A 19,194-nucleotide genomic window follows, 5' to 3' on the forward strand; every position below is an offset into this window, starting at 1 on the left:
TACCAAGGAGTGCGTATGGCTGTCGGATTGCCGCAGGCGTTGATGGTTGCGCTACTGGCGTTGAGCGCGCCGGTCTGGGCGGCGAAGAAAGTCGATCTGGATTATCACGTGCGCCTGTTGCCGCAGAGTGATCAGGCCGAAGTGCGTCTGACCCTGGCCAAAGGCGAGGCGGTGCGCAGCCTGGATTTCGACCTTGGCGATGGCAGCCATTACTCTGATTTCAAGGCCGACGGCCAATGGCTGCTGACCCCGGGCAAAAACGCACGGGGCGTCTGGCGCCCGACCAGTGACAAGTCCAGCCTGACCTACCGCGTGCGCATCAGCCACGGCCGCAAGAACGGCAGCTTCGACACGCGCATGACCCCGAACTGGGCACTGATGCGCGGCGATGAGTTGGTGCCGCCGGCCAAACTCGATCAGCAGGACGGCACCGAACTGGTCGCGCGTCTGCAATTCGAATTACCTGAAGGCTGGAAAAGCGTCGAAACCGCTTGGCCGCGCATCGGCAAAAACAAATTCCGCATCGATAACCCGTCACGCCTGTTTGACCGCCCGACGGGCTGGATGCTCGCCGGACACCTCGGCAGCCGCCGCACACGGCTGGGCGAAACAGAAGTCACCGTGGCCTCGCCGCAAGGGCAGGGCATGCGCCGTATGGACGTGCTGACCTTGCTGACGTTCGTCTGGCCGCAGGTACAGGCGGTTTATCCTCGCCATCCGGCCAAACTGTTGATCGTCGGGGCCAACGACCCGATGTGGCGCGGCAGCCTCGGTGCGCATGAATCCATTTACGTGAACACGCGCTTGCCGCTGGTCAGCGAAAGCGGTAGCAGTGCGCTGGTACGTGAGTTGGCCCAGGTGTTCGGGCGGATCAACGACGAGCAGCGCAGCGACTGGATCAGCGAAGGTTTTGCCGAGTATTACGCCATTGAACTGGTGCGCCGTGCCGGTGGCATGAGTGATGAGCGGTATCAAACGCTACAGACGAAACTGGCCAGGGACAGCCAGAAGGTCACGACCTTGCGCGGCGAGCAGATCAGCCCGGCGCAGGTGGCGAAAGCGGTGGTGGTGCTGCAGGAGCTGGATCGCGAGATTCGCTTGAAGACGCGCAACAAGCGTTCGCTGGATGACGTGTTGCGTGGGGCGATGCATCTGGGGACGGTGAGTACCAAGGAGTTTGGGCAACTGGCGGAGAGCGTTCTCGGTGAGTCCTCCAAAGTCCTTGATACCGCGTTGCTTCAGTAATACCGCTTTCGCGAGCAGGCTCGCTCCCACAGGGGAATGCATTTCAAACTGTGGGAGCGAGCCTGCTCGCGAAGGGGCCATTAGCCCCACCGCAACTCTTGGATCAGACCCCGGCTTTCGGCGATTTCACCGAATCATTGCCGGTCACCGTGGCGGTGCTGGTCGCCGCCTCGGCATTGGCCTTGAGCTTGCTCAGCTCTTCCCCGGCCCTTTCGATCTTCGCCCGCACGTTGTTCATGTCCTGACGACTTTTCTCAAACAGGCTTTTCACCGAACTGTGCCCGGTAATCCCGCGCGCCATGGCCACGCCGCCAATCGCCACCTGAATCAACCCGAACACGCCGCCACGGCGCAGGCCTTTACCGACCATGATCACGCCGCCCGCGAGTGAGCCGATGCGCTCCCAGCCTTCGACGTTCTGCTCGGAATGGCTCTGGAACGGGGTGGATTCGATGCGTTCGACACGTTTGAGCTCGGTCATGATCTTTCTCCAGGCAATGAGTAATCGATAAACAAGCTGACTGCCGGAGCGGTCAGCTCGTTCCATCGAATGTGCGGCGCTTCAGCGGAATTTTGGCCCGGAGCGCGTGTTCAGACCCTTGGCCATGCGGTCGTAGAGCACGACGTTGACTGTCGCGGCGAGGTTCATGCAGCCGGTGGTCGGGATGTACACGACGTCTTCGCACCAGTCGCGAATATCTTTATCCAGCGAACCGTCTTCGGGGCCAAAGATGTACAGGGCGCGATCCGGGTGAGTGTATTCCGGCAGCGGGCGGGCGCCCTCGACCAGTTCCACGGCGACCGGCACGCAGTTGAGCGGAAGGATCTTTTTCAGATCGTCGATGCCGATCAGCGGGATGTCGTAGTGCACGCGCTTGGTGTCGGTGACGAAGTCGGCAGCGCGTTCATAACGCTTGCCGGTGTAAAACACCGACGCCACGCCATAGCAGCCTGCGGCGCGCATCACCGAACCGACGTTCTCCGGTGATTTGGGGTTATACAAACCAATGCAGCTGTACCGTTTGTCTGCCACGAGCGAGGTGCCTTCGGGAAAAAGAGCGCGATTATACGGGGATTGGGGGAGGGCGGGCAGATTCGAGATTTGTGGTGTCTGGCCGGCCGCCTTCGCGAGCAGGCTCGCTCCCACATTGATTTTGTGTACACCACCGATCAAATGTGGGAGCGAGCCTGCTCGCGAAGGGGCCAGTTCAGGCGCTGAAGATCATCAGTCTTCTTTTTTCATCAACCCGGCCAGTGCGGCAAACGGGTTATGAGTCGCCTTGGCAATCTTCGGCGTGCTCAGCGAGCCTTCGCTGAAATACTGCTGATCGGTATAGCGCGAGTGTTCGTTGTCGTGGCAATACAGGCACAACAATTCCCAGTTCGAGCCGTCCTGCGGGTTGTTGTCATGGTTGTGGTCGCGGTGGTGCACGGTCAGTTCGCTCAGGCGCTTGCCGGAAAACTCACGGGTGCAGCGGCCGCAGACGTGCGGGTACATCTTCAGGGCCTTGTCGCGGTAGCCCATTTCCTTGTCGCGCTGGTTATCGGCGAGGATGCGATCCAGCTTCGACGTGTTGGTTGGGGTGGACGAACTCATGGGTTCACCTTTGTAAAAGACTAATGACGGTTATGCGCAGAGTTTAGCTCAGCCCTTGAGCTTCTCGGCAATCCAGATTGTGTGCCGCGTGCCCTTGTTGCCGTGGGCGAAGACCTGGACTTCTTCGGCCTTGAAACCGGCCTTCTTCAATTTGTCGGAAAACAGCCGGTCGGCGCTGGCCGACCACACCGCCAGCACGCCTTTCGGGCGCAGGGCTTTGGCGCAGGCATTCAGACCAGCGGCGGAGTACAGCCAGCTGTTGGCCTTCTGGGTCAGGCCTTCGGGGCCGTTATCGACATCGAGCATGATCGCGTCGAAACCGTTCGGCTCACTTTGCAGGACCTTGGCCACGTCTTCCTGACGGATCACCGTGCGCGGATCGAGCAGCGGCCGGCCGGACTTCTCGCCGAGCGGGCCACGGTTCCACTCGACCACGCCGGGCACGAGTTCAGCGACTACCACTTCGGCAGTCTTGCCCAAATGCTTGAGCGCCGAGGCGAGGGTGAAACCCATGCCCAGACCGCCGATCAGCACCCGTGAATCCGGCCGGCCAGCGACCTTGCGGCAAGGGATTTCGGCCAGTGCATCTTCGGAACCGTGCATGCGCGTGTTCATCAGTTGCCCGCCGTCGCCGCCCTGGATCTTGATGACGAAATCCTCGCCATATTCGAACAGGCACAGGGCACCGCCGCTTTCAGGGATCGGGGTGGTGTCGAGCAGAACGAAACGTTTCATGGAAATCTCTACAAGGGGGAAGGCAAGCAGGCCCGTTGGGAGTAGCCTGAGCGCAGACTAGAGGCCAAACGGAGCCCTTGATGAAGCGCACCATTCTAACGGTCATTGCCCTGGCCGCGCTCACGATTACTGCAGTGCAGGCGCAACAGGCGATTCCGGTCAGCCCGGCGCCGCAACCCGGTTCGCCCGGCACCGCGACGCCGACGCCGTACCCGCAGATCACGCCGATCAACATTCCCAAGTCGGGTGCCGGCAGTGGCAGCCCGCCGCTGGTGCCGATTGAAATGCCCAGCCCGCCGAGCAAGGATCAACCGGTGCCGGGCATTGAACCGACCGGCACCAAGGCAAAATCCCCCGGCGGTTAAACCTGTTGCGCCGCCAGTTGGCCGTCGGCCATGCGCAGTCGTTTCGACAGGGAGACGGCGAGGGCGCGGATGATCTTCGCGGCGATCTTCGGCGCGTCGTTGAGCATTTTTTCCAGCGAATCCTTGCCGAGGTTCAATAGCTGGCAGTTAGTCGCGGCGACGCAGGTGGCCGAGCGTCGTTCACCGTCGAGCACGGCCATTTCGCCGAACGCGCGACCGCTGCGCAAGGTGGCCATGGTGATCACCTGACCATCGGGCCCGGTTTTCTGCACGGCGACCTGGCCGGTGTGGAGGATGCACATGAAACTGCCGGCATCGCCCTCACGGAAAATCGCCTCGCCCTCAGCCACGGTGCTGATGCTGAAGTAGCCGGAAGCGGCTGCAAAGTCGGCCAGCTGCAATTGATCAAACAGGCCGCAGTCCATCAGCCAGTCGCGGATTTCGTTGTTCAGGAAGGTCGGTTCTGACATGTCGTCACGGTCTTTTTGTTTTCACTGTTTCAGGCTTCACACGGTCTCCGTGTAGGAGCTGCCGAAGGCTGCGATCTGTTGATCTTGCCTTTGAAAAAATCAAAATCAAAAGATCGCAGCCTTCGGCAGCTCCTACAGGGGATCTGTGGAGTATCGGCCTCTCGGGTCTGGAATTAAGACCCAAGTGACCGACGGAGTTCCTCAGGCCAGACCCAAAACCTTGAAAACAAATGCGTATTCGAGTGCTACGTCACGTAATCCCTGATAACGCCCGCTCATCCCGCCATGCCCGGCGCCCAGTTCAGTCTTGAGCAACAGCACGTTGTCGTCGGTCTTGGTAGCGCGCAATTTCGCCACCCACTTGGCCGCTTCCCAATACTGCACGCGGCTGTCGTTGTAGCCGGCAATCACCAGCGTCGCTGGATAATCCTGCGCGCTGACGTTTTCGTACGGCGCGTAAGCCTTGATCCGCTCGTAAACCTGCGGCTCTTCGGGATTGCCCCATTCGTCGTATTCGGTGACGGTCAGTGGCAGATCCGGATCGAGCATGGTGTTGAGCACGTCGACGAACGGCACTTCGGCAATCGCCACGCCGAACAGATCCGGGCGCTGGTTGAGCACCGCACCAATCAGCAAACCACCGGCGCTGCCACCGCTGATCGCCAGTTTTTCTGCCGTGGTAATGCCGTTGAGGATCAGGAATTCGGCGCAGGCGATAAAATCGCTGAAGGTGTTGTGCTTGTGTTCCTGCTTGCCGGCGCGATACCAGGCCTCGCCCAATTCACCGCCGCCACGCACGTGAGCAATGGCGAAGGCCATGCCACGATCCAGAAGGCTCAGGCGGGCGTGGGAGAACCACGGATCAAGGCTCGAACCGTAAGCGCCGTAACCATAAAGATAGAGCGGCACCGCTTGGCCGACCATTTCGCGCTTCATCACCAGACTGATCGGCACTTGCGTGCCGTCCGGCGCCGTCGCCCACAGGCGCTGGCTGACGTAAGCGTCGGCGTCGAACGGACCGAGTACCGGAGTTTCTTTCAACACCGCCTGTTCGCCGCTGGCGAGGATCAGTTGGCGAACCTGTGCCGGACGGTTCAACGCCTCGTAGCGCAGACGAATGCGGTCGCTCTCGAACTCCAGGCTGTTTTGCACATAGAGGCTGTAGGCCGCGTCCGGCAATTGCACGCGATAAGGCGGCAGACCGTGTGGGTGAACTTCGATGATCGGCAGGCCACCCTCGCGCAGACTCAGGGTCATGGCCTCGGTGTTGAGGCTGACGCCATCGAGCATCACGGTGTCGCTGTGGGGGATCAGGTTTTGCCAGTCGGCCTCGGTCGGCGCGGTGCCGGTGTCCGGGGCCTGATACAGGGCGTAGTTGATGCCGTCACGATTGCTGCGGATAAACCACGTCCACACCCCATCGAGCAGGCCGTGATCGACATCGTATTCATGATCCTCGACCCGTGGCGCCAGGCAGGTGAAGGGCAGGTGCGGCTGATTGGCGTCGAGCGCCCAGACTTCGCTGGTGGTCTTGCTGCCCAGCGACAGCAGCAATTGCTGCTCGGAACTGGAACGGTAGCAATGCAGGAAAAAACGCCCGTCCGGCTCGTGGAACACCTCTTCGGCAGCCGTACCGTCGAGGCGATAACGGAACAGTTTGTGTGGACGATGGGTGTCGTCGAGCACGCCGAAAAACAGGGTCAGGCTGTCATTGGCCCAGGTCATGCTGCCGTCGCAGTCTTCGAACTCCAGTTCGCTGACCTTGTCGTTGGACAGTTCCTTGACGAACAGCGTGTAAATCTCATCGCCCGAGGCGTCGACGCTGTAGGCCAGACGTTGATGGTCCGGGCTGATGCTGAACGCACCCAGCGAGAAGAACCCGCCGTTGGCCAGTACATTCGGGTCGAGCAGCAGTTGTTCGCGGCTTTCGTCGAGGGTCAGGCTGTCGTCTGCCGGGCGTGGGCAGCGGTAATGCCGGGCGTACTCGTCGCCCGCCGTGGTGCGCGTGTAATACAGATACGGGCCCCAGGGCGAAGGCAGGGACAGGTCGGTTTCGAGGATTCGGCCCTTGATCTCTTCGAACAGGGTTTCACGCAATTCGGCCTGATCGGCGGTTTGCGCTTCCTGCCAGGCGTTTTCGGCCTTGAGGTAATCGAGCACCGCGTCGGTGTCGCGCTCCTGCAGCCAGGCATACGGGTCGGCACCGGCAGCCTTGTGGGCGATCGGGGCACTGATGACGTTGGCGGATTGGGGCATGGAAGGTTCTCGGACAATGTACGGAATAAGGGTTTTCGCAGCGCTTGAAACCGTCGCAGACCCTGTAGGAGTGAGCCTGCTCGCGATAAGGCCGACACATTCAACATCAATGTTGTCAGGCTGTCCGTCATCGCGAGCAGGCTCACTCCTACAGGTCGCATGTCTATTGGGACAAGCCGCACGGGCGAAAAGTCGTTACTATAAGCGCCTCTTTGCCTGCCTTGCCATGGACACCATGACCGAGAACGACTATCTGATCGCCTGGGGCCTCTACGCCTTTGCCGCTGTGGGCTGCCTGTTGGTATGGATGCGCCTGACTACCTGGATGTGGCGCTGGTTGCGCGAGCCGCTGCGTGTGTTGATGGCGGTGTTGCTGTTCAGCCCGACCATCATTGACCCGGTCAAGGAAAAGGTCGCGCCGGCCATTGCCATCACCGCGCTGGATCTGGCCTTCAAGGTTGGCAACAACGCCTGGCGTGCAGTCTCCGATCTGTTCATGTACGGCATGATCGCTTTCGGCATCTACCTGATTTTCGTGCTGATCCGCTTCCCGCTCGAACGTGCTTCGAAGGCGCGCCGGGAACAGGCCGAAGCCGCCAAGGCCGCCGCGCGTGCCGATGACCGCGATGACGATCAACCGTTCGGCGGCGCCGGTGATGACCGTTACGGTCGCCCGCCAGTGCCGAACAATCCGCAGCGCATGCGGGTCGAGCCGCGCCTGTAACCCGAGAGTCCGCACATGTGTGAATTACTGGGCATGAGTGCCAACGTGCCGACCGATATCGTGTTCAGCTTCACCGGGCTGATGCAGCGCGGCGGCCGCACCGGCCCGCACCGCGACGGCTGGGGCATCGCGTTCTATGAAGGCCGTGGCCTGCGCCTGTTTCAGGACCCGGCGGCGAGTTGCGAATCGGAAGTCGCCAATCTGGTACAGCGCTATCCGATCAAGAGCGAAGTGGTCATCGGCCACATCCGCCAGGCCAACGTCGGCAAGGTCTGCCTGTCCAACACCCATCCGTTCGTCCGCGAACTGTGGGGGCGCAACTGGTGTTTCGCGCATAACGGCCAGCTCGCCGATTTCACCCCGATCAAAAGTTTCTACCGCCCGGTCGGCGATACCGACAGCGAGGCGGCGTTCTGCGATTTGCTCAACCGCGTGCGTGCAGCATTCCCGGAGCCGGTCGATATAGAAGAATTGCTGCCGGATCTGGTCGCCGCGTGCGCCGAATACCGCAGCAAAGGCGTGTTCAACTGCCTGCTCAGCGATGGCGACTGGCTGTTCTGCTATTGCTCGACCAAACTGGCGCAGATCACCCGACGCGCACCGTTCGGCCCGGCGCGGTTGAAGGATGTCGATGTCATCGTCGATTTCCAGGCGGAGACCACGCCCAACGACGTGGTCACGGTGATCGCCACCGAACCTTTGACCGAAAATGAAACCTGGACCCGCTACGAACCGGGCCAATGGAGCCTGTGGCGACGCGGCGAATGCGTCAGCCAGGGCAAGACCGAATAAGGATCTACCCCGATGTTGCTCAGTTATGTACGGCTGGTGTTGTTTGCGGCGGGCCTGTTGATCGGTGTCCAGGTGCCGGGATTCATCAATGATTACGCGAAGCGGGTCGAGGCGCATCTGATCGAAGCGCAGACCGGTTTGCGCGGTTTTCAAGGGACTGCCGAGCAGTTCTTCAAGGGCGATATGCAGGCGCTGGTCGCGCATTACCGCGCCAGTGAAGATCCGATCTTCCGCAGCGACGCCGACAGTCTGAACACCTTGCTCACGCGTCAGGTGGCATTGGACAAGCAGTTCCAGGCGATGCAAGGCCCGTGGTACATCCGCTTCCTGCAAGTGGTGCTGGCCGCCGATCCGGATATCCGCAAGGAAACCTGGAACGGATACAGCTACCAGATCCTGCTGACTCCGGAAGCGATGATCTGGGGCATGAGCGGTGCGTTGCTGCTGTCGTTCGGCATTGAATGCCTGTTCCGCTTGATCGATTGGGTTGTTCTCGGCGGTCGACGCCTGCGCCAGAGCCGGCCGATCGAAGACCGCGACGTGCGCGGTCTCTGATGATCGTTCCCACGCTCTGCGTGGGAATGCCTCAACGGACGCTCTGCGTTCGGCTTTCGAGGGACGCGGAGCGTCCCGGGCTGCATTCCCACGCGGAGCGTAGGAACGATCAACTTAAAGCGATGTAGTCCTTGCCCACCTTGATCGCATATCCCTCCAGCACCTGCTGACACAACGTCACAATCTCCTCGACCCACTCAACGCCCACCCGCCACGACACCACCACCTGCAAGTTCGGTGGCCGTTGATCAACCGCCAGCAAGGTCAACTCCCCCCGCGCCAATTCCTCAGCCACCAGCACCGGTGGCAGCACACCAATGCCAAATCCATCGCGTAACAACCGCGTGATCGCCGACACCGAATTCACGCAATTCAAACGTGGCGCCATTACGCCGTTCGCCTGCATCAGCGCCAGAAGATCCTGATGCGGTCGGGAGTTTTTCGAGTAGGTGATGATGCGTTCCTGCGCCAGTTCGGCAAGGTCGGCGTAGTCACGGTTGTAGATCGAATTACTGGCGACAATCCAGCCCAGTGGATGACTGGCCAGCTCCAGACTGCGTACGCTTTCATGGCGCACCAGGTCAGTTTGCAGAACGATGTCGAGGAAGCCTTTTTGCAGCTGATCGCAGAGATTCAGCGAGGTATCCGCCACCAGCTCGATTTCCACCCGTGGATACAGATCGGTCATCTGCGCCACCAGCGGGCTGAGCCAGGTGTGGATTACCGTGTCCATCACGCCAATGCGCACCCGGCCAACCTTGCTTGAGCGGGTTTCGATCGATTGCTTCAGTGCCGACATCGTGTCGAGCATCTGCTCGGCGTACTCCAGCACTTTCAACCCTTCGGGCGTCAGGCTGACCCCGCGTGAATCACGCAAAAACAGCTTCACCCCCAGCTCGCCCTCCAGCACCGCAATGCGGCTGGAAATCGACGCCTGAGTGGTGAACAGCTTGTCGGCGGTCAGGCGAAAACTCTTCAGTCGGGCGACCCAGACAAAGGTCTCGAGAAACTTCAGATTCATGGGCAAGGCTCGGGTGACAAATTTTTCTTATGGCTAAGGCGGGGTTTTATTCGTTGGACGCAGCAGGGCCGCGCGACAAAAAATCGACGCATCCGGTTCCCACGATAGGCGTCGTCGGGGCTACGAACAAGACCAATAAAAAACCTGCGGAGATAAGCCATGAGTGCGCCCGACACCCTACAAGCATCCACGGCAACGGCGCGTCCGGGGCCGTTCGACTGGTATCGCAACATCAACCAGCAGGAGCGCCGCACGTTCTGGAGCTGCAAGATCGGCTACGGTCTGGACGGCATGGACACGCAGATGCTCAGCTTCGTCGTGCCGACATTGATTGCAATGTGGGGCATTACCACCGGCGAAGCGGGGCTGATTCACACCAGCACCTTGATCGCCTCGGCCATCGGCGGCTGGGTCGCCGGGATTCTCTCTGACCGCATCGGTCGCGTGCGCACCCTGCAATTGACGGTGCTGTGGTTCGCCTTCTTCACCTTCCTCTGCGGCTTCGCGCAGAACTACGAACAACTGCTGATTGCCCGGACCTTGATGGGCTTCGGTTTCGGCGGCGAATGGACCGCCGGTGCGGTGCTGATTGGCGAAGTAATCCGCGCCAAGGATCGCGGCAAAGCAGTGGGCATGGTGCAATCGGGATGGGCGCTGGGCTGGGGGCTGACGGCGATTTTGTACGCGCTGCTGTTCTCGGTGCTGCCGCCGGAAGACGCTTGGCGCGCGCTGTTCATCCTTGGCATCGTGCCGGCGATTTTTGTGATTTTCGTCCGTCGCCTGGTAAAAGATCCGGAGATCTACCGCGAGGCCAAAGCTCAACAAACGCCGGAGACTCAGTCGAAGTTCTACGAGATCTTCGCCCCCGGCATGCTGTTCACCACAATCCGCGCATCACTGCTGACCACGGGTGCTCTGGGCGGCTACTACGCGATTACTTCCTGGCTGCCGACCTTCCTCAAAAACGAGCGCGGTTTGAGCGTACTCGGCACGGGCGGTTATCTGGCGATGGTGATTGTCGGTTCCTATGTCGGCTATGTGATCAGCGCTTACCTGACTGACCTGCTGGGTCGGAAAAAGAACTTCATCCTCTTCGCGGTCGGCTCGTTCACCATCGTTCTGCTCTATACGCAGTTGCCGGTGAGCAACGGCGTGATGCTGTGGCTGGGCTTCCCGTTGGGTTTCTTCGCCTCGGGGATTTTCAGCGGCATGGGCGCGTTTCTCACTGAGCTGTTCCCCACGCGGATTCGCGGTTCGGGGCAGGGCTTTTGCTACAACATCGGTCGGGCGCTGGCGGCATTGTTTCCGCTCCTGATCGGTTTGCTCAGCCAGAAAGTACCGTTGAGCGTCGGCATTGGTGCGTTTGCGGCGGTGTCCTACGGCGTGGTGATTATTGCGGCGTTGAGCCTGCCGGAAACCCGCGGCAAGCAACTCGATGCGCAGTAACTGATAACCTGCGCAGCACAGTCCTACAGATAAAAAGACAAGCACCTACAGGAGTGTTCACCGTGAGCCGCCTGCTATTGAATTGCGACATTGGCGAGAGCTTCGGCAGCTGGACCATGGGTCTGGATGCCGAGGTCATGCCCTTCATTGATTGTGCCAACGTGGCTTGTGGTTTCCACGCCGGTGACCCGTGCATCATGCGCAAGACCGTCAGCCTGGCATTGAGCCACGGCGTGCAGATCGGCGCACACCCGGCCTATCAGGATCTGGTCGGTTTTGGCCGCCGCTCCATGGCGTATTCGGCGCAAGAACTGCAAGACATCCTGCATTATCAGATCGGCGCCCTTGATGGCATCTGCAAAGCCCAGGGCGGTCGTGTCAGTTACGTCAAGCCCCACGGCGCGATGTACAACGACATGATGGCCAACCCGGCGCAATTGCGTGCCGTGATTCAGGCGGTGGCCGCTTATGACCGCGGCCTGCCGCTGATGTTGATGGCCACCCGCGACAACTCCGCCGCGCAGCAGATTGGCTATGAATATGGCGTCACCCTTTGGTTTGAAGCCTTCGCCGATCGCGCCTACGACAGCGCCGGCAAACTGGTTTCACGACAATTGCCGGGCGCGGTGCATCACGACCCGGAAAAAATCATTGAGCAAGCCCTGACCATTGCCCGTGGCGACAACCTCAGTGCCAGCGACGGCAGCGCCTTGCGCCTGCATGCCAACACCCTTTGCGTGCATGGCGACAACGCCAGTTCGGTGGCCGCCGTGCAACGCATTCGCGAAGCCTTGAATCAGCAGAGCGCGCCATGAACCCAAGGATTGAAGTGGTGGCACTGGATTGCCTGATGCTGCGTCTGTTCGATGAAATCGCCGAAGCCAACATGCCGTGGATGCTCGCTGCCAGTGAGCGTTTGCGTGCGTTATTCGGCGAGCAATTGATCGATCTGGTGCCTTCCTATACGACACTGATGGTGCATTACGATTTGACTGCACTGAGTCCGAGTCAGGCGCGGGAATTGATCGCCGAGGCGCTGATTGATTTGTCGCCCAATGCGCGAAAGGCTGGCCAGTGCCATGTGCTGCCGGTCTGGTATGACTTGAGCGTCGGGCCGGAACTGAGCTTGCTCGCCGAGCGCAGTGGCTTGGCGCTGGAGGAGGTGATTCGTCGTCACAGCGGCCGCGAATATCAGGTATTTGCCCTTGGTTTCGCGCCGGGTTTCGCCTTTATGGGGCTGGTCGAAGAGATTCTCGCTGCACCGCGCTTGAATACCCCACGCAAAAAAGTCGCTGCCGGCAGCGTCGGGATTGCCGAACGGCAAACGGCGGCCTACCCGGTGGTGTCCCCCGGTGGCTGGAACCTGATCGGTCGCACGCCAGCGAAATTGTTCGACCGTCATCGTGATGGCTACAGCCTGATGCAACCCGGCGACACGGTGCGATTCGAAGCGGTCAGTCACGCTGAATTCATCAATCTGGGTGGCGATGACACGCCACTGGAGGCGCGGGCATGAGCCGACTGACGATTGAAGCCAGTACCCCGTTGTGCCTGTTGCAGGACGCGGGACGGTTTGGCGTGCGACACCTGGGCGTCACCCAGGGCGGTGCGGCGGATTGGTGTTCGATGAGCTGGGCCAACTGGTTGCTCGGCAATAACCTCGATGCAACGGTGATCGAAATCACCCTCGGCGGGTTTGCCGTCGTCGCTGCAGAGGATTGTTTGCTGGCGCTGGCCGGAGCTGATCTTGGGGCGCAGATTGATGGTCAACCGCTGGCGCCGTGGCGCAGTTTCAAGTTGGGTAAAGGACAGAAGTTGCTGTTCACGCAACCGTTGCTCGGTGCCCGGGCTTATCTGGCAGCGCCCGGCGGTTTTGATGCACCGAAGGTGTTGGGCAGCCGTGCGACGGTGCTGCGTGAGGAACTCGGTGGTCTTGATGGCATGGGGTTGCCGCTGGCCAAAGGGGCGGCGCTGAGTTATCGCGGTGAAGCGGTGTTGCTTCGCGAAGTGCCTTTGGCGTTACGGCCTGATTTGAAAGCGAATGCACCGCTGGATCTGGTACTCGGCGCACAGATCGGCCAGTTCAGCGGGCAGAGCCTGTTTGATGTGTTCAACACGACCTGGGCTGTGGACAGTCGCGCAGATCGCATGGGCATTCGCTTGTTGGGCAGCGCCTTGCACTATCAGGGGCAACCGATGATTTCCGAAGGCATTCCACTCGGGGCGGTGCAGGTGCCGCCGGACGGGCAACCGATCGTGTTGCTCAATGATCGTCAGACCATTGGTGGTTATCCACGCTTGGGGGCGCTGACACCCTTGGCGCTGGCGAGGCTGGCGCAATGTCTCCCGGGTGACAGGGTGCGGTTCACGCCAGTCATGCAAGAGCATGCATGGCAAACTCATCTCAACTATCTGAAGTCCTACTTGTAATTGTCCGTCATTCGGACTGAAGACCGAGACGATTCCGCGAGGTTTGGTAAGTCGCCCTACATCACTTGGCGATGGAGTGTGGAACTATCGGTCTTCATCTTTTACAAGGAAGTTGCAGATGCGTTATATGAAAGTAAGTGGTCAAGTTAGCGTTGAAGGGACAGCCAGTGTCGAAAGCCGTATCGTCGAGTTCTATGAGTCCGGCGTAAACGATGCCGTTTACCAAGCGAAGATGGATCGTTTCGGCAACCTGCAAAAAACGAGCACTGACAAGATCGGATTCGAAGGGCTCGCGAGTTTGATCGAGCCGTTCATATCCAAGGCAAATCTCGATATCAAGCGCAGTTTTGACCGGCATCACAGTGGAAATCCAAACGGTAAATCCATGGTGCTGATTGCCGAGGGACACACTGCAGAGGGCACTGCTACAGGTGTCACGTTTCGCTTTTTTGCAGAAGACGGCAAACTGAAACATGAAGTGTTGCACCGCCCGGAAACCGACCTGGAAAGAAAAAGCCGGCGAAAGCTGGAAGCTCAGGAGAGAATAAAAACTGATTTGTTGGCAAAAAGGCGAGGTGTGCAACCTCCGCCCATTTGCGAAACAGAAGACAGGAGCTTCATGGACAGGCTTTGCAAGTCCTACATTCAATTGGGCTGGTAAATTTGATTGTTCCCACGCACCGCGTGGGAACAATCCGGCTGTCATTTGGACAAAAACCGCATCCCTTCCTCAAGCCCGCGCAACGTCAACGGATACATCTGATCCTCGATCAGATCCCGCACGATATTGGTCGATGAGGTATAGCCCCAAGTGTCTTTCGGGTACGGGTTGATCCAGATGAGCTTCTTGTACTTCTCCATAAAGCGCTGCATCCACACGTAACCCGGCTCTTCGTTCCAGTGCTCGACACTGCCGCCGGCCTGAGTGATTTCATAAGGTGCCATGGCGGCGTCACCGATGAAGATCACTTTGTAGTCGGCGCCGTACTTGTGCAGCAGATCCTGAGTCGAAGTGCGCTCCGACGTGCGGCGCATATTGTTCTTCCACACCGATTCGTAAACGAAGTTGTGGAAGTAGAAGTACTCCAGATGTTTGAACTCGGTCTTGCAGGCCGAGAACAGTTCTTCGCAGATCTTCACGTGCGCGTCCATCGAACCGCCGATGTCGAACAGCAACAACAGCTTCACCGTGTTGCGGCGCTCGGGGCGCATCTGGATGTTCAGCAGACCGGCGTCCTTGGCGGTGTGGTCGATGGTGCCGTCGATGTCCAGCTCTTCTGCCGCGCCTTGGCGGGCGAATTTGCGCAGTCGGCGCAGGGCGACTTTGATATTGCGCGTGCCCAGTTCCACCGAGTCATCGAGGTTCTTGTACTCGCGCTGATCCCAGACTTTTACCGCTTTACCCTGACGCTTGCCGGCATCGCCGACCCGAATGCCTTCCGGGTTGAAGCCGCCGGAACCGAACGGGCTGGTGCCGCCGGTGCCGATCCACTTGTTGCCGCCGGCATGGCGTTCCTTCTGTTCTTCCAGACGCTTCTTGAACTCTTCAATCAGCTTGTCCAGGCCACCGAGGGACTGGATCTGCGCACGTTCCTCATCCGTCAGCGAGCGCTCGAACTCCTTGCGCAGCCAGTCTTCGGGAATCAGCGCCTGCAAGTGATCATCGAGTTTTTCCAGGCCATTGAAGTAGGCGCCGAACGCACGGTCGAACTTGTCGAAATGGCGTTCGTCCTTGACCAGAATCGCCCGCGACAAGTAGTAAAACTCGTCCATGTCGGCGAAGGTCACGCGCTGTTTCAGCGCGTTGATCAGGTCGAGCAACTCGCGCACCGACACCGGCACCTTGGCTGCTCGCATTTCATTGAACAGGTTGAGCAACATGGCATCAGCCTCTTAGCGGGTGCCGCGACGGCTCATGAACGCCAGGCGCTCAAGCAGTTGCACGTCCTGTTCGTTCTTCACCAACGCGCCGGCCAGCGGCGGAATGGCTTTGGTCGGATCGCGCTCGCGCAGCACCGCTTCGCCGATGTTGTCGGCCATCAGCAGTTTCAGCCAGTCAACCAGTTCCGAGGTCGACGGCTTCTTCTTCAGGCCCGGCACCTTGCGCACATCGAAGAACACGTCCAGCGCTTCGCTGACCAGATCTTTCTTGATGTCCGGGTAGTGCACGTCGACGATTCTTTGCAGGGTCGGGCGATCCGGGAAGGCGATGTAGTGGAAGAAGCAACGGCGCAGGAAAGCGTCCGGCAGCTCTTTTTCGTTGTTCGAAGTAATGATGATGATCGGGCGTTTTTTCGCCTTGATGGTCTCGTCGATCTCGTAAACGTAGAACTCCATCTTGTCGAGTTCTTGCAGCAAGTCGTTGGGGAACTCGATGTCAGCCTTGTCGATCTCGTCGATCAGCAGAATGACCCGCTCTTCAGACTCGAAAGCCTCCCAGAGCTTGCCTTTCTTCAAGTAGTTGCGCACGTCGTGGACTTTTTCATTGCCCAGTTGCGAGTCGCGCAGACGGCTGACCGCATCGTATTCGTACAGACCCTGATGGGCCTTGGTGGTGGATTTGATGTGCCAGGTGATCAACTTGGCGCCGAACGATTCGGCCAGTTGCTCGGCGAGCATGGTCTTGCCGGTGCCCGGCTCGCCCTTGACCAGCAGCGGCCGCTCCAGGGTGATGGCGGCGTTGACCGCCAGCTTCAGGTCATCGGTGGCGACGTAGGCCTGGGTGCCTTCGAACTTCATCTGCTAATCCTCGAACGGTAACGCCGACCTGACGGGCAGGGCGGGGGCGAAATAATCGGATGCCCGACTATAACGCGCAGCCCGGTCGACTGTGAACGCAGACGGCTTATTCAGTCTCTGAATGGGGCGTCACATGTTGACTCAGTCTCGGCCGATGGCCGGTATTCAGGCCTCGTTGATTTGACGATAGCCTTCAGGATGTCCACTGAATCTGTGGCGAGGGAGCTTGCTCCCGCTGGGCTGCGAAGCAGTCCCCATGTGCCTGGAGGCGCTGAATTGATGCTATCCATGAAACGACCACGCTTGGCGGCTGTTACTACACTCTCTGATTGCCGGCTTGCACTGGACTTTGTTGATGGTCGAGCGCTGACACTCGATTTGAGTCGAGATATTCAAACGTGTAAGCAGTTGCAGCCCTTGCTTGATCCCCAAGTCTTTGCGACTGCCATCTGGGGCGATAAAGGTTGGACCGTTGAATGGCCGGCCCCGGATATTCAGATTGGCGCCGATACTCTATATCTGGATGCTTTTCCAGAAATGAGCCCTAACCCGCATCCGGCTTCGGCCGCTCATACCGGGCATTGAATGCCTGTACGAAACCATTGCGCAAAATCTGCAAAAACGCTTCGAACGCGCTGATATTTTGCTGATGCACGTTGCCGCTGAGTTCGACCTTGGTGGCGAACTGGTTTTTCGCCTGGTTCTTCAGCACGGTTTCCGTGCCGCCCACCAATGCCTCCCAGACCGAGCGGAAGATGCTCTTGTTCTTGTTTTCCACGTCCTGCTGCCAGTTGAACACTTCGACGTCGCGCAGCAGCGGCTTGATGTAACCGTTGACCTGGGCCTTTTTGGCTTGGGCTTCGATCACCACGTCACCGTGGCCGGCGTTGAAGTCGAACTTGCCGTAGGCCGAGGCGAAGTCGTTCATGCGCTTGAGTTCGATGTCTTTGGCGCGCAGGCGGAATTCGAAGTCCTCGAAGTTGCTCAGAGGGTCGAACGTTGCGGTGGTTTCCAGCGGTGCATGCCCCAGCAGCAGGGCTTTGCCTTCAAAGCGGGCGTCGCGTTTGCCCTGTTTGTCGACCACGTTGGTCAGGTTGTAGATGCTTGCGTCGACATTGGTCGCGTTCATGTTCACTGGCGGTTTTGAATTGAAGTTGCGGAAATTGATGCGGCCATCGCTGATCTGCACTTCATCGAGGGTGATCGGCAGCAATTTGCCCAGTTGCTCGCGCCAGTCGGTGCCTTGACCGGTCTGCGAGTTCTGTTTGTTGGCGCCGCCATCGACGAAGTTAACCTCAGGTTTGACGAATTTCACCTGCGCCACCACAGCATGGTCGTACCACAGAGAATGCCAACTGACTGCCAGATCGATCAGCGGTGCATTGACGAAAGGCACCGGCACCTTGCCGTCGACCTTGACGATCTTCAGCCCATTGATCTTGTAGGCGCCACGCCATAGGGCCAGATCGACATCAGTGATCTGGCCCCGGTAATCGCCCATGTTCGCGAGTTTGTCGTTCAGGTAATCGCGCACCATGTAGGGCAGGGCGATGTGCAGCGCGAGCAGCAGCACAACGATTCCCGCGAAAATCCACAATGGCCAGCTGTAGCGACGTTTCATGGCAGTCATTCCCGAACGATTCAAAGCGATTGACTGTTGGCGGCCCCAGACGTTCGACCCGACTGGACTGCGATGGGCAACAGGCTTACCTTGGAACGCTGAATTCAATGCTGCATAAGGACCCAGCCATGAGCCGTATTTTTGCTGACAACGCCCATTCCATCGGTAATACGCCGCTGGTGCAGATCAACCGCATCGCGCCGCGCGGTGTGACCATTCTGGCCAAGATCGAGGGGCGCAACCCCGGTTATTCGGTCAAGTGCCGGATCGGCGCCAACATGATCTGGGACGCCGAAAGCAGCGGCAAACTCAAACCGGGCATGACCATTGTCGAGCCGACGTCGGGTAACACGGGCATTGGCCTGGCATTTGTTGCCGCTGCCCGTGGTTATAAATTGATGCTGACCATGCCGGCCTCGATGAGCATCGAACGCCGCAAGGTTCTCAAGGCTCTGGGCGCCGAACTGGTGTTGACCGAGCCGGCCAAAGGCATGAAAGGCGCAATCGAGAAGGCGGCCGAAATCGTCGCCAGCGATGCCGACAAATATTTCATGCCGGCACAGTTCGATAACCCGGCCAACCCGGCCATCCATGAAAAGACCACCGGCCCGGAGATCTGGAACGACACTGACGGTGCTGTCGATGTATTGGTTGCTGGCGTCGGTACTGGCGGAACCATCACCGGCGTCTCGCGGTATATCAAGAATACCCAGGGCAAACCGATCCTGTCGGTGGCGGTGGAGCCGATGTCGTCACCCGTGATCACCCAGGCGCTGGCCGGCGAAGAGATCAAGCCGAGCCCGCACAAGATTCAGGGGATTGGCGCCGGTTTCGTGCCGAAGAACCTGGATCTGTCAATGGTCGACCGGGTCGAGCAGGTCACCGACGACGAGTCCAAGGCCATGGCGCTGCGGTTGATGCAGGAAGAGGGGATTTTGTGCGGTATTTCCTGCGGTGCAGCGATGGCGGTAGCGGTGCGTCTGGCGGAGACGCCAGAGATGCAAGGCAAGACCATCGTCGTGATTTTGCCTGATTCGGGCGAACGTTATCTGTCGAGCATGTTGTTCAGCGATCTGTTCACTGAGCAGGAGACTCAGCAGTAATCCAGTTGATTCAGGTCAGCCAGGGTTCAGGATCGTTATGCTAATAAATGCTTTGTTGCGCAATTCTTAACACTGAATCTTGTGTCAGGCGGGTT

The 19,194-nt window shown here is 59.3% G+C and carries 22 protein-coding genes; 12 read left to right on the top strand and 10 right to left on the bottom strand.

The features are described from left to right. The first annotated feature begins 15 nt into the window (after positions 1-15). Positions 16-1,245: a hypothetical protein gene (locus PspS49_RS07395; protein ID WP_160038684.1), complete on the top strand. Its 1,230-nt coding sequence runs from the start codon at positions 16-18 to the stop codon at positions 1,243-1,245. A gap of 103 nt (positions 1,246-1,348) precedes the next feature. On the opposite strand, the gene PspS49_RS07400 is transcribed toward PspS49_RS07395, so the two are convergent. The 4 genes from PspS49_RS07400 to PspS49_RS07415 all read right to left on the bottom strand — a co-directional run bounded on the left by PspS49_RS07400 (position 1,349) and on the right by PspS49_RS07415 (position 3,577). Next, positions 1,349-1,726 carry a DUF2892 domain-containing protein gene (locus PspS49_RS07400; RefSeq protein WP_127926211.1) on the bottom strand — a complete coding sequence of 126 codons (378 nt, stop codon included), beginning with the start codon at positions 1,724-1,726 and terminating at the stop codon, positions 1,349-1,351. An 81-nt stretch (positions 1,727-1,807) separates the two neighbouring features. Then, positions 1,808-2,278 (bottom strand): RNA methyltransferase, encoded by a 471-nt coding sequence (locus tag PspS49_RS07405; RefSeq protein WP_150730362.1) that lies wholly within the window; start codon positions 2,276-2,278, stop codon positions 1,808-1,810. A gap of 192 nt (positions 2,279-2,470) precedes the next feature. Beyond that, complete coding sequence (locus PspS49_RS07410) at positions 2,471-2,842, bottom strand: YajD family HNH nuclease (protein WP_007911336.1); 372 nt, start codon at positions 2,840-2,842, stop codon at positions 2,471-2,473. Positions 2,843-2,890: 48 nt separating this feature from the next. Then, positions 2,891-3,577: a spermidine synthase gene (locus PspS49_RS07415; protein ID WP_007911335.1), complete on the bottom strand. Its 687-nt coding sequence runs from the start codon at positions 3,575-3,577 to the stop codon at positions 2,891-2,893. An 80-nt stretch (positions 3,578-3,657) separates the two neighbouring features. On the opposite strand from PspS49_RS07415, the gene PspS49_RS07420 reads away from it, so the two are divergent. Continuing rightward, complete coding sequence (locus tag PspS49_RS07420) at positions 3,658-3,942, top strand: hypothetical protein (RefSeq protein ID WP_160038686.1); 285 nt, start codon at positions 3,658-3,660, stop codon at positions 3,940-3,942. On the opposite strand, the gene PspS49_RS07425 is transcribed toward PspS49_RS07420, so the two are convergent. Next, positions 3,939-4,412, bottom strand: coding sequence for a cyclic nucleotide-binding domain-containing protein (locus PspS49_RS07425; RefSeq protein WP_034153174.1), 474 nt, complete (start codon positions 4,410-4,412; stop codon positions 3,939-3,941). The genes PspS49_RS07420 and PspS49_RS07425 overlap by 4 nt on opposite strands. A gap of 201 nt (positions 4,413-4,613) precedes the next feature. Next, positions 4,614-6,668 (bottom strand): S9 family peptidase, encoded by a 2,055-nt coding sequence (locus PspS49_RS07430; RefSeq protein WP_160038688.1) that lies wholly within the window; start codon positions 6,666-6,668, stop codon positions 4,614-4,616. A gap of 226 nt (positions 6,669-6,894) precedes the next feature. Here PspS49_RS07430 and PspS49_RS07435 point away from each other — a divergent pair, with 226 nt between their 5' ends. From PspS49_RS07435 to PspS49_RS07445, 3 genes are read left to right on the top strand one after another with little or no spacing between them, the layout of a single operon-like run. Next, complete coding sequence (locus PspS49_RS07435; protein WP_038358408.1) at positions 6,895-7,392, top strand: hypothetical protein; 498 nt, start codon at positions 6,895-6,897, stop codon at positions 7,390-7,392. Between the two features lie 15 nt (positions 7,393-7,407). Further along, complete coding sequence (locus tag PspS49_RS07440; RefSeq protein WP_007911322.1) at positions 7,408-8,184, top strand: class II glutamine amidotransferase; 777 nt, start codon at positions 7,408-7,410, stop codon at positions 8,182-8,184. 12 nt (positions 8,185-8,196) lie between these two features. Further along, positions 8,197-8,739 (top strand): DUF2937 family protein, encoded by a 543-nt coding sequence (locus PspS49_RS07445; RefSeq protein WP_034153178.1) that lies wholly within the window; start codon positions 8,197-8,199, stop codon positions 8,737-8,739. Between the two features lie 109 nt (positions 8,740-8,848). On the opposite strand, the gene PspS49_RS07450 is transcribed toward PspS49_RS07445, so the two are convergent. Further along, complete coding sequence (locus PspS49_RS07450; protein ID WP_127926215.1) at positions 8,849-9,760, bottom strand: LysR family transcriptional regulator; 912 nt, start codon at positions 9,758-9,760, stop codon at positions 8,849-8,851. 159 nt (positions 9,761-9,919) lie between these two features. Here PspS49_RS07450 and PspS49_RS07455 point away from each other — a divergent pair, with 159 nt between their 5' ends. The 5 genes from PspS49_RS07455 to PspS49_RS07475 all read left to right on the top strand — a co-directional run bounded on the left by PspS49_RS07455 (position 9,920) and on the right by PspS49_RS07475 (position 14,297). Then, positions 9,920-11,206 carry an MFS transporter gene (locus PspS49_RS07455; RefSeq protein ID WP_127926216.1) on the top strand — a complete coding sequence of 429 codons (1,287 nt, stop codon included), beginning with the start codon at positions 9,920-9,922 and terminating at the stop codon, positions 11,204-11,206. Between the two features lie 62 nt (positions 11,207-11,268). After that, positions 11,269-12,021, top strand: a complete 753-nt coding sequence (locus PspS49_RS07460) for a 5-oxoprolinase subunit PxpA (protein WP_160038690.1) — start codon at positions 11,269-11,271, stop codon at positions 12,019-12,021. Further along, positions 12,018-12,722: an allophanate hydrolase subunit 1 gene (locus tag PspS49_RS07465; protein WP_150749308.1), complete on the top strand. Its 705-nt coding sequence runs from the start codon at positions 12,018-12,020 to the stop codon at positions 12,720-12,722. The genes PspS49_RS07460 and PspS49_RS07465 overlap by 4 nt, the downstream gene beginning before the upstream one ends. Further along, the gene (locus tag PspS49_RS07470; protein WP_160038692.1) at positions 12,719-13,636 is read left to right on the top strand and encodes a biotin-dependent carboxyltransferase family protein; all 918 of its coding nucleotides are present in this window, start codon (positions 12,719-12,721) and stop codon (positions 13,634-13,636) included. The genes PspS49_RS07465 and PspS49_RS07470 overlap by 4 nt, the downstream gene beginning before the upstream one ends. Before the next feature lie 118 nt (positions 13,637-13,754). Next, positions 13,755-14,297: a hypothetical protein gene (locus PspS49_RS07475; protein ID WP_127926220.1), complete on the top strand. Its 543-nt coding sequence runs from the start codon at positions 13,755-13,757 to the stop codon at positions 14,295-14,297. A 41-nt stretch (positions 14,298-14,338) separates the two neighbouring features. Here the strand turns inward: PspS49_RS07475 and PspS49_RS07480 are convergent, their stop codons facing one another. Beyond that, positions 14,339-15,517, bottom strand: a complete 1,179-nt coding sequence (locus PspS49_RS07480) for a VWA domain-containing protein (RefSeq protein WP_064388394.1) — start codon at positions 15,515-15,517, stop codon at positions 14,339-14,341. Positions 15,518-15,529: 12 nt separating this feature from the next. Beyond that, positions 15,530-16,375, bottom strand: a complete 846-nt coding sequence (locus PspS49_RS07485) for a MoxR family ATPase (RefSeq protein WP_127926221.1) — start codon at positions 16,373-16,375, stop codon at positions 15,530-15,532. A 288-nt stretch (positions 16,376-16,663) separates the two neighbouring features. On the opposite strand from PspS49_RS07485, the gene PspS49_RS07490 reads away from it, so the two are divergent. After that, positions 16,664-16,960: a DUF2442 domain-containing protein gene (locus PspS49_RS07490; RefSeq protein WP_238786332.1), complete on the top strand. Its 297-nt coding sequence runs from the start codon at positions 16,664-16,666 to the stop codon at positions 16,958-16,960. Here the strand turns inward: PspS49_RS07490 and PspS49_RS07495 are convergent. Further along, on the bottom strand, positions 16,920-17,996 hold the full coding sequence (locus PspS49_RS07495) for a DUF748 domain-containing protein (RefSeq protein WP_127926223.1): 1,077 nt from the start codon (positions 17,994-17,996) through the stop codon (positions 16,920-16,922). The genes PspS49_RS07490 and PspS49_RS07495 overlap by 41 nt on opposite strands. A gap of 128 nt (positions 17,997-18,124) precedes the next feature. Between PspS49_RS07495 and cysK the strand changes: the two genes are divergently transcribed. Next, a complete protein-coding gene (gene cysK / locus PspS49_RS07500) occupies positions 18,125-19,099 on the top strand; it encodes a cysteine synthase A (protein WP_127926224.1) in 975 nt (324 codons plus the stop codon). The last annotated feature ends 95 nt before the right edge of the window (positions 19,100-19,194 follow it).

Origin of the sequence: Pseudomonas sp. S49, from assembly GCF_009866785.1 — a bacterium.
In the GTDB taxonomy this organism is placed as follows: Bacteria; Pseudomonadota; Gammaproteobacteria; order Pseudomonadales; family Pseudomonadaceae; genus Aquipseudomonas.

Excerpts from the sequence above, each read along its gene's own strand:
- PspS49_RS07395 (WP_160038684.1), top strand. The coding sequence starts at position 16 with ATGGCTGTCGGATTGCCGCAGGCGTTGATGGTTGCGCTACTGGCGTTG.
- PspS49_RS07400 (WP_127926211.1), bottom strand. The coding sequence starts at position 1,726 with ATGACCGAGCTCAAACGTGTCGAACGCATCGAATCCACCCCGTTCCAG.
- PspS49_RS07410 (WP_007911336.1), bottom strand. The coding sequence starts at position 2,842 with ATGAGTTCGTCCACCCCAACCAACACGTCGAAGCTGGATCGCATCCTC.
- PspS49_RS07415 (WP_007911335.1), bottom strand. The coding sequence starts at position 3,577 with ATGAAACGTTTCGTTCTGCTCGACACCACCCCGATCCCTGAAAGCGGC.
- PspS49_RS07420 (WP_160038686.1), top strand. The coding sequence starts at position 3,658 with ATGAAGCGCACCATTCTAACGGTCATTGCCCTGGCCGCGCTCACGATT.
- PspS49_RS07425 (WP_034153174.1), bottom strand. The coding sequence starts at position 4,412 with ATGTCAGAACCGACCTTCCTGAACAACGAAATCCGCGACTGGCTGATG.
- PspS49_RS07430 (WP_160038688.1), bottom strand. The coding sequence starts at position 6,668 with ATGCCCCAATCCGCCAACGTCATCAGTGCCCCGATCGCCCACAAGGCT.
- PspS49_RS07435 (WP_038358408.1), top strand. The coding sequence starts at position 6,895 with ATGGACACCATGACCGAGAACGACTATCTGATCGCCTGGGGCCTCTAC.
- PspS49_RS07440 (WP_007911322.1), top strand. The coding sequence starts at position 7,408 with ATGTGTGAATTACTGGGCATGAGTGCCAACGTGCCGACCGATATCGTG.
- PspS49_RS07445 (WP_034153178.1), top strand. The coding sequence starts at position 8,197 with ATGTTGCTCAGTTATGTACGGCTGGTGTTGTTTGCGGCGGGCCTGTTG.
- PspS49_RS07450 (WP_127926215.1), bottom strand. The coding sequence starts at position 9,760 with ATGAATCTGAAGTTTCTCGAGACCTTTGTCTGGGTCGCCCGACTGAAG.
- PspS49_RS07455 (WP_127926216.1), top strand. The coding sequence starts at position 9,920 with ATGAGTGCGCCCGACACCCTACAAGCATCCACGGCAACGGCGCGTCCG.
- PspS49_RS07465 (WP_150749308.1), top strand. The coding sequence starts at position 12,018 with ATGAACCCAAGGATTGAAGTGGTGGCACTGGATTGCCTGATGCTGCGT.
- PspS49_RS07470 (WP_160038692.1), top strand. The coding sequence starts at position 12,719 with ATGAGCCGACTGACGATTGAAGCCAGTACCCCGTTGTGCCTGTTGCAG.
- PspS49_RS07475 (WP_127926220.1), top strand. The coding sequence starts at position 13,755 with ATGCGTTATATGAAAGTAAGTGGTCAAGTTAGCGTTGAAGGGACAGCC.
- PspS49_RS07480 (WP_064388394.1), bottom strand. The coding sequence starts at position 15,517 with ATGTTGCTCAACCTGTTCAATGAAATGCGAGCAGCCAAGGTGCCGGTG.
- PspS49_RS07485 (WP_127926221.1), bottom strand. The coding sequence starts at position 16,375 with ATGAAGTTCGAAGGCACCCAGGCCTACGTCGCCACCGATGACCTGAAG.
- PspS49_RS07490 (WP_238786332.1), top strand. The coding sequence starts at position 16,664 with ATGAAACGACCACGCTTGGCGGCTGTTACTACACTCTCTGATTGCCGG.
- PspS49_RS07495 (WP_127926223.1), bottom strand. The coding sequence starts at position 17,996 with ATGAAACGTCGCTACAGCTGGCCATTGTGGATTTTCGCGGGAATCGTT.
- cysK (WP_127926224.1), top strand. The coding sequence starts at position 18,125 with ATGAGCCGTATTTTTGCTGACAACGCCCATTCCATCGGTAATACGCCG.